Source organism: Micromonospora globispora, from assembly GCF_003857015.1.
GTDB lineage: Bacteria > Actinomycetota > Actinomycetes > Mycobacteriales > Micromonosporaceae > Micromonospora > Micromonospora globispora.
Genome location: NZ_QGGF01000693.1, coordinates 46,347 through 56,872, shown reverse-complemented (window position 1 = coordinate 56,872; position 10,526 = coordinate 46,347). Strand labels below are relative to the sequence as shown.

At 69.4% G+C, this 10,526-nt stretch carries 4 protein-coding genes and 4 pseudogenes; 5 read left to right on the top strand and 3 right to left on the bottom strand.

Going from position 1 to position 10,526, the window contains the following annotated elements; genetic code table 11:
• A pseudogene (locus DKL51_RS32495) lies at positions 1–247 on the top strand (IS110 family RNA-guided transposase); the annotation flags it as partial.
• 123 nt (positions 248–370) lie between these two features.
• Here the strand turns inward: DKL51_RS32495 and DKL51_RS35430 are convergent.
• Positions 371–700, bottom strand: coding sequence for a hypothetical protein (locus DKL51_RS35430; RefSeq protein WP_165823125.1), 330 nt, complete (start codon positions 698–700; stop codon positions 371–373).
• 526 nt (positions 701–1,226) lie between these two features.
• On the bottom strand, positions 1,227–4,520 hold the full coding sequence (locus DKL51_RS32485; RefSeq protein WP_207783870.1) for a DEAD/DEAH box helicase: 3,294 nt from the start codon (positions 4,518–4,520) through the stop codon (positions 1,227–1,229).
• Positions 4,521–4,866: 346 nt separating this feature from the next.
• Here DKL51_RS32485 and DKL51_RS32480 point away from each other — a divergent pair, with 346 nt between their 5' ends.
• From DKL51_RS32480 to DKL51_RS32470, 3 genes and pseudogenes are all read left to right on the top strand, one after another.
• Positions 4,867–5,220, top strand: coding sequence for a hypothetical protein (locus DKL51_RS32480; protein ID WP_109945098.1), 354 nt, complete (start codon positions 4,867–4,869; stop codon positions 5,218–5,220).
• 2 nt (positions 5,221–5,222) lie between these two features.
• Positions 5,223–5,875, top strand: a pseudogene (locus DKL51_RS32475) (nucleotidyl transferase AbiEii/AbiGii toxin family protein).
• A 137-nt stretch (positions 5,876–6,012) separates the two neighbouring features.
• The gene (locus tag DKL51_RS32470) at positions 6,013–8,322 is read left to right on the top strand and encodes a DEAD/DEAH box helicase (protein ID WP_123827043.1); all 2,310 of its coding nucleotides are present in this window, start codon (positions 6,013–6,015) and stop codon (positions 8,320–8,322) included.
• Positions 8,323–8,588: 266 nt separating this feature from the next.
• Here DKL51_RS32470 and DKL51_RS37010 read toward each other — a convergent pair.
• Positions 8,589–10,052, bottom strand: a pseudogene (locus tag DKL51_RS37010) (NF041680 family putative transposase).
• 248 nt (positions 10,053–10,300) lie between these two features.
• Here DKL51_RS37010 and DKL51_RS32460 point away from each other — a divergent pair.
• Positions 10,301–10,513: pseudogene (locus DKL51_RS32460) on the top strand (IS5/IS1182 family transposase); the annotation flags it as partial.
• Positions 10,514–10,526: the final 13 nt, after the last annotated feature.

The following is a 10,526-nucleotide window of genomic DNA, read 5'->3' as shown; positions in this document are numbered from 1 at the left end:
GAAGAAGGGCGCCGGGAAGACGTCGATGGAAGCCATGCGCGCGCTGAAACGCCGACTGTCCAACGTCGTCTACGCCCGCATGGTCGCCGACCAGAAACGCAGGCAGGCGGCGGATCCGGGAGGGCACCCGGGGACGACTCTGCAATCCAGCGTGACCGACCTGACCCCGGACATCGGCCCTTCGGACAAGCCACTTCCCGGACCCGCCACCAGCCAGCCTAAACCCGCCCTCCGAGCGGTGTCTTGACATAAAGGGGTGCCATGAGCGCGCTCATCGCGGTCCATGAGCAGATACGTCGGGCCATCCACTAACGTCCGGCCTGTGGCAGCCACAGCAGCAGGAGCGTTTCGTCGGACGGCGATCGAGCGATCAGACCAACGCGTCGCATGGGAACGGACGGACCAGGCCTTCTTCGCTGCCGGAGCGTGTCACATCCTCGCCTGGGTTTGCCGAGATTCCTACCCAGACCGGCCAATCGAGATAGCGGCGGTGCGACTCGCGGGCGAGCGGCAGGTCTTCCACGCCTACACGGTCTGGGATGGCTGGGCGTTCGACCACTCGGGTTGGAATCCCGAGCCGGAATTGCTGGCGATCAACACAGACTTCGAAGGCCAACCGCTGCAGCGCGTCAAGATCATACACAGCCTCGCCGAGTTCTGCGAGACGCACCACCACCGCATGCCGGACCAGTACTGGCATGACCCGCTCCCCCGCGCTCGCGACTACGTGGGCCGATACAGCCCACCTTGGGCGAGGCGATTGCAGGCGGACGTGGTGCGGGTAGCGCCGGCATAGGGACCTGGCGGGGCCGCGGTCGGTCGGGAAGCGGGGCCGGGACGAGCACGCCGATGAGCTGCTCACGATCGCGGCGGCGAGGTGGTGTCATGGCCGGTCCAACTGCGAACACGCCGCTACGCGCCGGCAGCGACGTACGGCTCGCCAGCGCCCAGGATCACTTGTTACAGCATGGGTGCCGTGTGCGCACCACCGCGGAACCGAGCCCGACTCATACTCGGTGGAACTCCACCAGAACTGGTGTCCGAGGGGGGATCGTACCCAAATTCGCGGCACCCATGCTCAGCATGGGTGCTCATGCAGTAATCCTATAGCAGTCAGCGGGCACTGTGGAGAAGCAGCCGCTGACGGGTGGTCATCATCGCTGCTCGCTGCGGCCCTCATCCCCGATCGGCCGCCGCGACCGGCGTGAGGGCTGCGGCGAGGTGCGCTATTGGAGCAGGTCTCGGATGTCGGCGGCGGTCAGCTGCGCGGACGCGAAATCACCGCCGTCGAGGACGCTTCCGAACAGTTCGGCCTTGCGGGCCTTGAGCGCCATCACTTTCTCCTCGATCGTGTCCTTGGCGACCAGGCGGTACACCATCACGTTGCGGGTCTGCCCGATGCGGTGCACGCGGTCCACGGCCTGCGCCTCGGTGGCGGGGTTCCACCACGGGTCGAGCAGAATGCAGTAGTCGGCCTCGGTCAGGTTCAGCCCGAAACCGCCGGCCTTGAGGCTGATCAGGAACACCGGTGCCGTACCGTTCTTGAACTCGGCGAGCACCGTCGCCCGGTCGCGGGTGGCCCCGTCGAGGTAGCAGCAGCGGATGCCCGCTGCCTCCAACCGCTGCCGGGCGGCGTCCAGGAACCGGGTGAACTGGCTGAACACCAGAGTCCGGTGGCCTTCGGCGACGAGATCGCTGACCTGCTCGGCCAGCACGTCCAGTTTGGTTGATCGTACGGCACGGTGTTTCGGGTCGACCAGGGTGACGTCGAGGCTGGCCTGCCGCAGCAGGGTCAGTGACCGGAAGATCTCGAACCGGTGCTGCTGCAGATCGCCGAGCAGTCCGAGTACCTTCTGCCGCTCCCGCTGCAGGTAGGTCTCGTACACCTTGCGGTGTTTCGGGTTGAGGTCCAGCTCGATGACCTGTTCCTGCTTGTCCGGCAGGTCGGCGGCCACGTCGGCCTTCCGGCGGCGCAGCATCAACGGCCGGATCCGCCGTCGTAGCTGGGCGAGCCGTTCCGGGTCGTGGGCCTTCTCGATCGGATTGCGGTAGTGGTCGGTGAACCGGTCCGCGCGGGGGAACAGGCCAGGCGCGGTGATGGACAACATGGACCACAGTTCGAGGAGGTTGTTCTCCATCGGCGTGCCCGTGATGGCGAGCTTGAACGGTGCCGGGAGTTGCTTCGCGCAGCGGTATCCCTGGGAGTGGGGGTTCTTGACGAACTGGGCCTCGTCGAGGATCAGCCCGGCCCAGTCGAGGGCCTCGTAGTCTTCGAACTCGAGTCGGAACAGGGTGTAGGAGGCGACCACCAGATCCGCGCCGCGGACCGCGTCGGCGAGGGTCGCGCCGCGTCGCGCGCGGGTTTGGGTGATGGTGGTGACCACGAGGTCCGGTGCGAACCGGTCTGCTTCGCTCGCCCAGTTGTGCACGACGCTGGCGGGGGCGACGACCAGGAACGGCGTCCGCGGACCGCCGAGCTCGCGGACGTGGCAGATCAAGGCCAATGCCTGCAGGGTCTTGCCCAGGCCCATGTCGTCGGCGAGGACCCCGCCGAGTCGGTGCTCGTGCAGGGCGGCCAGCCACCGGAACCCGTCCTGCTGGTACGGCCGCGCCGTGGCCTTCAGCCCCGATGGGATCGGATGCTCGACGCGGTTGCCCGCGTCGGACAGTGAGCGCACCGCCTCCTGCCAGGCGGCGGCCTGGCCGGTGACCTCGCCCAGTTCCGCCAGTTCCTGCCACAGCCCGGCCTGGAAGCGCCCGACCCGCAGCACCCCGGGCGGCGGGTCGTCCAGCGCGCGGGACTCGGCGATCAGGTCGCGCAGCTGGCGGAACTCGGCACGGTCGAGGCTGAAGTACGTGCCGCTGGGCAGGATGAGGTACTGCTGATCCGCGGCGAGCGAGACGAAGAGCTCGTCGAACGACACCTGCTCACCGCCGACCGTCACCTGTACCGACAGGTCGTACCAGTCCGGCTGCCCGCCGGTGTCTGCGCTGGCGAACGTGATGACGGGGGCCTGCAGCGTCTCCTGGTAGGCGGGGGCCGCGTCGTCGAGATTCGTGACGACGTCGACGCCGTCGATGTCGGTCAGCCGGGGCAGGATGTCGTTCAGGAACCGGATCATCGTGTCGCCGGCCACGTCAGCGGTGGTCGCCAGCCGAGGTCCCGCAGGCGTTGACTCCAGCAGGCCCAGCGCCGGGTCGGCGACCATCTCGGTCACCCGCCGCACCACCTTCTCCCGGTCGGCGACGTGCGCGACAGGTGCTGGCGCCCACAGCGGCTCCCGATGATGACGGTCACCGACCGGCAGCACCCACTCCCATCGCAGCGAGAGCCGATGCCCGGCCATGCGGCCCACCGTCAACGTCAACGCCGCCGCCCCGAGATCGGGCAACCGCACCGACGGATCCACCGCGACCACTTCCGCCTGCCGTAACAGGCTCGGATAGTACTGCTCAAAGAACCGCGCCTCGTCGCCGGCGGGAACCCGGATCGCCGGCTTTGCCAGCATGCCGGCGATGCCCGGCTCCAGCGGCCCCGCCAGCGGCGCGAGCCGCAGCACCCTGTCCCGTGGCCGCGGGGCGGCCTGTCCCCGCACGCCCCACCAGGCGACGCCGTGAACCGGCTGGCCGACCAGCAGAGACGAATCCGGGGCGACCGGCACGCCGTCGGCCAGCAAGGTTGGTACGAGCAGCAGACCGTCACCGGTCCGCTCGACCCGTACCGACACCCGCGCCGGTTCCCGACACACGACGACCCGCCCGGCCGCCTTTCCGGCCTGCACCATCGGCAACCCGGTCTCCTGAGCCTCGCTCAGCAGGTCCCAGATCCGCCGGCTCGCGAACGCGTCCAGGTAGACCGTCTGCTGGTAGCCGCTGTAGTAGTGCCGGTCCTCGGCCGCCGTGGACAGCGCCAGGATCTCCTTGAGGAGCTGCCAGTGCCGCTGCACCCGCCTCGGCTGCCCGTACCAGGCGTAACTGAGATTCGACCAGGAGATCCCCGACCGCACCCACCCGGTGCGACCTGGCATCACAGGGCGCAGGGCGATCCGCCACGACGATTCCGCGCCGGCCTGTCCGGCAGCCGCGACGAGATCGAACTGCAACCCGACGCCGGCCCGGTCCGACACCGGATCGGCGGAAGCCTCAGGCGCCGTACCGACCAGCGGGGACAGCGCGGTCTCCCACGCCGGCGGTGGCGCCACGGCCCGCGGGCGGGGCACACCTCGGGCCGACAGGACGGCGAGGATCAACGCGGCCGGATGGGCGCAGCCCGGATCGTCACCGCAGCTACACGCTCCCTCCACCGCAGTGATGTCGCCACTCGGATCGGTGCGCGCGATGGCGATCACCGTGCCGGAGAGCTCGCCGCGGAGCCGGCCATGAGCGTGCCCCGCCCGCGGATCCCACTGCACGTCGACCAGCTCGCCGCGATTGAGGTGGGCCCGCGCCTGGACGAAGGAACGTGTCCCCACCGCGACGCGCACCGACTCCTCGTCCTCGGTCAGAACCAGCCGTGCCAAGGTCACCTCCACGACATCTGGCCCGGGCAGCCGCGAGCGTATCCTTCCGCAAGGTGGGCAATGCCCAGCCCCACCAGTCCGTCCGCCCCGTCGACTCGAGCACTAGCGGACCGCGGCCCGGGATGGTCGGCCGAAGGCTGCCGACGTCCGGCGCGAGAACTTCGAACCAGCGGGCGGCGGCACCCTGTCCCCGCCTGTAGTGCGGGATCGGCACGCGGGTGTTCGTCCTTCCAGCGTTGACCATCAGGCCGCGGGCCGAGCCCGGGAGGTCAGATGGCCGGCAGGTCGATGTCGTGCCAGCCGGCGGCGCCACTCAGACGTACGATCTGGGTCAGGAGGTAGAGACATGGCTAGCGGCAACGGCGCACCGCCTGGGTCACGGTACGTGGACCAGCGGCACTTCGTGGTCGCCGCCACCCTGTCCGACCTACGCGGACCGGTTCGCGGCGTGGTGACACTCGATCGGTGGCTGGACTGGTCCGGCGACAGCACCTACGACCTGCACGACGCCGGCGATCTGCAGCTGATGTACCAGACGGTGCTGAACCAGGCCAATTCGGTCGACGACTTGCGTCGGTGGTTGCACGGCCCGACGCTGCGCCGCCTGTGGCCCAGCTTGTGGCTCCCGGCCCGGCTGCGGGCGTTGTGGCAGGCACGCTTTCCCGAGCTGACCACGCCGCCGCAGACGCTGGCCGGGTAAGAGTGGATCAGGTTCACCTCCGCCTGGCAGAGATCGGACTGCGGGTCGCTGCCCGCTACGGGTTCGCCTTGGCCGGCGGCTACGCCGTGCAGGCCCACGGCATCCTCGACCGTCCGAGCGAGGACGTCGACCTGTTCACGGCGTGGGAGCGACGTGGGGAGTTCGCCGCAGCAGTGGACGCCGTGGTCGACGGCTACCGCGCCGCCGGGTATTCAGTCAAGATCACGCAGCAGTTCGACACCTTCGCCCGGCTCGCGGTCGCCGATCCCGCTCGGCCCGAGCACCCGTACAAGGTCGAGCTGGCGGCCAACTGGCGCGCGTTGCCGCCGGTGATGATGGACGTCGGGCCAGTCCTGCATGCCGACGACGTCGTCGCGGGCAAGATGTCCGCCCTCTACACGCGCGCCGAGCCCCGAGACTTTCTGGACATCGACGCGGCGCTCATGAGCGGTCGCTACACCCGGGCGCGGTTGTGCGAGCTGGCCGAACAATCGGACGCGGGGTTCGACCGGCGCATCCTGGCGGACCTGTTCGGCATGCTGGAGCGCTACCCGGACCGCCGTTTCGCCGCCTACGGTGCTGACCCCGCCCACATCAGCGAGATGTCAAACGCTTCGCGCAGTGGCGCGAGGAACTCACCGCCAACCTGTTCTAGCGTTGTTTGAAGGGTGCGACGCGCGTGCCCTGGTGGCGGTACGGCCACCGCGGCCCTGTATCAATGGATGCGTGACGGCGACATCGACCGGTCAAGCGACCGCCTGTTGCCCGTGCGGTTGCGCTGACGAGTTGGCGTTGATCCGAGCGGAAGTGGCGGCCCTGCGAGCCGAGGTGGCGCGGCTGGCCCCGGGTTCCCGTGCGGCGCCGGCGCGGGAGCGACCGTTGCAGGCCGCATCCGTTGGCGCGCGGGAGCGGATCGCGGCCGAGCGGGTGGCGTTGTTCCGGTCGTTGTTCATGGGTCGCGACGACGTGTACGCCCAGCGGTGGGAGAAGGACGGCCGCAAGGGCTGGTACCCGCAACTGGAACGACTCCCGGGCCAGACGTGGCAGGAAGCCAAGGAGGCCCGCCGGTACCGACCGCTGACCGACGCGGTGCTCCACGACCACCTGGCCGGGAAGATCAGCGCCGGGTTGTATCCGATGCTGGCCGACGACACCTGCCGACTGCTGGCCTGCGACTTCGACGGCGCGCAGTGGCAACTCGACGCCCAGGCGTACGTCCAGGCAGCTGAGGCGGTCGGGGTGCCGACGGCGGTGGAGATCTCCCGCTCCGGTCAGGGCGCCCACGTCTGGACCTTCTTCGGCGAGCCAGTGCCGGCGGTGGAGGCGCGAGCGTTGGGGTTCGGGCTGCTGCGCGAGGCGATGACGGTCCGCGGTGAGCTTGGGCTGGACAGCTATGACCGGTTCTTCCCCTCCCAGGACCACCTTCCTGCCAAGGGTGAGGGGCTGGGCAACCTGATCGCGCTGCCGCTGCAGAAGCAGTGCCGCGACGCCGGCACCACCGTCTTCGTCGACCCGGGCACGTTCACGCCGTACCCGGACCAGTGGGCTTCCCTGGCCGGTGTCGCCAAGCTGGCACTGGCCGAGGTGCAGCGGTTGGTCGCCGATCTCCGACCGGTCGCGGTCGGCCCCGAGGCGTCGCTGTTCCGCTCGGCGCTGCGGCCCGACGCGGCGCCACCGGCCGTGGTGCGCGCCGAGTGGGCGGGAATGCTCGCGGTACGCCGGGCCGGTCTGCCGCCGTCGCTGCTGGCCTCCCTCAAACACGCCGCGTCGCTGGCCAACCCGGAGTTCTACAAGAACGAGAACCTGCGCCTGTCGAACTGGAACACGCCCCGGTACATCCGCTGCTACACAGAGGACCTGGAATTCCTGTACCTGCCACGGGCCATGGCCGACAAGGCCGCGGAGCTGGTGGCACAGGCGGGCAGCCGGCTGGAGATCGACGACCGGCGCGCCGACCCGCCACGCATCGACGTGGCGTTCACCGCGGCGCTGCGCGACCGGCAACCCGACGCCGTCGCCGACCTCACCCGCTACGACCACGGCGTGCTGGAGGCACCGCCCGGATCCGGCAAGACCGTCATGGGCTGCGCCCTGATCGCCCACCACCGCACACCCACCCTGGTACTGGTTGACCGGGCACCGCTGATGGACCAGTGGCGCGAACGCCTCACCACCGTGCTCGACATGGACCCCGCACGGGTCGGGCAGATCGGCGGCGGAAAGACCAAACCGACCGGGGTAATCGACCTGGCCATGATGCAGACGGTCGCCCGCATGGACGACGCCGCCGAACGGCTGTCCGGGTACGGCCTCGTGATCGTCGACGAGGCCCACCACGCCGGCGCCCCGACGGTGGAGAAGGCGCTGCGGCGCATCCCGGCCCGCCGCTGGATCGGCCTCACCGCCACCGCCTACCGCCGCGACGGTCTCGGCCCGATCATCTTCATGCACTGCGGACCCAAGCGACACACCATCCCGATGATCGACAAGACCGACCCCGAAGCCCCGCACCGCCGCCTGCACGTCCACCAGACCGCGTTCGCCCTGCCTGAGAACGTCGACACCGCGAAGCCGGGGGCGATCACCTCGGTGGTGTTCGGCGGTCTCGTCGCCGACGACACCCGCAACGACCAGGTCTGCCACGACGTCCACACCGCCCTCGACCGGGGCCGCAACTGCCTGGTCCTGACCCGGCAGACCGCCCACGTCGAGGCCCTCGCGAAGCGACTGCGCGACCTCGGCCACGACCCGCACCTGCTCTACGCCACCCGCAAGTCCAAGGACCTCAAGCAGGTCCTCACCTTCCTGGCCGACCCGCCCTCCGACGGGCCACCGCTGCTCGTCATCGCCACCGACAAATACGTCGGCGAAGGCTACGACTGCCCGAAGCTGGACACCCTGTTCCTCGCCCACCCCGTGTCATTCAAAGGCAGCATGGTCCAGTACGTCGGCCGGATCCTGCGCACCCACCCTGGCAAGACCAGCGTGGAGGTCCACGACTACGCCGACGAGCAGGTCGGCGTGTTGGCCGCCATGTGGCGCAAACGGTCCCGCTCATACATCCAACTCGGCTTCACGCCCGCCGCCGACAGCGGCCGGTGATCGCAGCCGCCCTGCGTACCCGGCCGGGCGGTCGACCGCCTTGAGCGTCGAGGGCATGGTCGTGGAACGGGCCGTTGGCTTTTGCCTGCCCAGCACTCTCAGATGGTTGGTGCACCGGATCCACACCGGCATCGCGGCGATTGCCGTCGGCTCCATTACTTACCTCGCCCTACCCAAGACTCTGATGCAGCAGCAGCGAGGATTGCTCGATCACTCGAAAGGATGACGGACCGTCACAATCAGGTCCCCTACCCCTAACTTGATCTTTAACCTGTTCGGCGTGGTCGGGGATTCGCGGTCTTCGTTTTTTTGGTGCCCGGTTTGTTGGTCTTCTTGGTGGTTGTGATGTGGACGTCGTGACGGGGGGTGGGCTGGGTGTTGCGGTGGCCGGGTGGCGGTCCAGGTCCTGGCCGGGAGGGTTTCGGTGCGCTGGCGGGGCAGGTGGCCTTCGCGCGGAGGTGTCGAAATCCTCTGCGGACGCGGGCCGGTGACAGACGCTGCGGTGGTGCTGGTTTCTCCCAGGGGCGGCGCAGGTCGGTGGCCAGGGTTCGGGCCAGGCGAAGCTGGGTGTAGGCGGCGAGGATCAGCCAGGTCCAGCGGTCAGCGGCCTGCGGGCAGCGGATTTTCGGGCAGGTCCAGCCGAGGGTCTGTTTGAACAGGCGGAACGCGTGTTCGATGTCGAAGCGGCGCAGGAAGGTCTGCCAGAGCCGCTCGACGTCGGCGGTGGTGGCGTCGACGCCGGACCACCACAGCCAGACCGGCTTCGGGGTCGCGCCGCTGGGCAGGTGGTCGACTTCCAGGCGGATGACGGTTCCCTCGATGACCGGCAGTGCCTTCGCCGCGTCGATCCAGGCGTTGCGGTGGGTCAGCCGGGGGTGCAGCCGGTCCTAGGCTCGGGCCCACGCCGTGCCGTAGAGGCGGGTGTCGGCGACGGTGGCCGCGTTCGGCTCACCCCAGGTGGCGGGATCACCGAAGACGAACTCGCCGCCGTGCCGGGGCGGCCGGCCGATCGTTCCCGGCTGCCGAGGTGGCGCGGCTCGGCGGAGTACCCGGTCCGAGCGCATCCGGGCAAGCACCTGCACGGGCAGGTCACGCAGGAGGAACGCCAGGCGGGGCGCGTCGTAGCCGGCGTCGGCCACGACCAGGATGTCCGGGTCCCCGGGCCGCCACTGCCCGGCTGTGACCAGCCGCCGCACGATGTCCCGCAACTGTCCGGCGGTGACCGTCGCGCCGTCTGCACCGGGCGCCAGCCGCACCGCGTCCAACGGCGCGGTCCATGAACTGCGCCCCGGCTCCAGGGCCACGACCATCGAATACGGCCAACCCGGGACCATGATCGTCTGGTCCTTACCGCGCCCATAGGTGTGACACAGGATCCGCTGCGGTGAGGTGTGCGCGTCCGGCCGCAGCCAGCAGGTGATGTCCACCGCCAGCACGAGACGCCCGTCGGCCGCCCGCGGCAGCGGCACCCCGGCGAGGGCGGTACGCAGCCGGTCGATGTCCAGCCGCCCGCAGGCGAGGGCGTCGTACAACGCCCCGTGACCACGACGGTGCTCACCCACCAGCGACAACTCCACCAACGACCGCACCGGCCCGTCGGCGCACAACATAGCGTCCGTCAGGTCGAACAACGCGTCCGCCCGCGCGGTCATGCAGTCGTAGAACACTCGCCGGAACCTGTCCAGGTCCCCGACGGCATCAGCCGCACGACGGTCATGCACACTGGTCACCAGAACAGCCCTTGGTTATTGATGTTCTTCCCTAGACAAGAAGATCATCGACCAAGGGCTGTTTCCGCGACCGGGCGGCCGCCGGGGAGCAGGTTCGGCAGGCAGCCCGCATCCGACGCCCGACGAGGATCTCGAGGCGTACTGCTCGGTCGGGGTCCCAACAGGATCCTCGGGGTTAAAGATCAAGCTAAGGGACGTCTCGTAACCCCGAAGTCTGTCTGTTGAGGACAATCATCGAGGATGCCTGGGTGCAGGTGATCTCCGCAGCGCGCGCCGAGTGGATCTTCCCGTTCACAGGGTTGCAACCCGCTCAGTTCCGCAAGCTGGTCCGCCTGGTCGCAGAGCGAGGCGGGGACACGATCGCTGACGGCCGGCCGGGCCGGCAGTGGGCCCTTGACCTGCCCGACCCGGTACTGCTGGTGGCCGCGTACTGGCGCACCAACCTGACGATGCGCCAGATGCCAGCGCGGGGGC

Coding starts and splice junctions, on each gene's coding strand:
- DKL51_RS35430 (WP_165823125.1), bottom strand. CDS start 700: ATGCCAGTACTGGTCCGGCATGCGGTGGTGGTGCGTCTCGCAGAACTC.
- DKL51_RS32480 (WP_109945098.1), top strand. CDS start 4,867: ATGGCTAGCGGCAACGGCGCACCGCCTGGGTCACGGTACGTGGACCAG.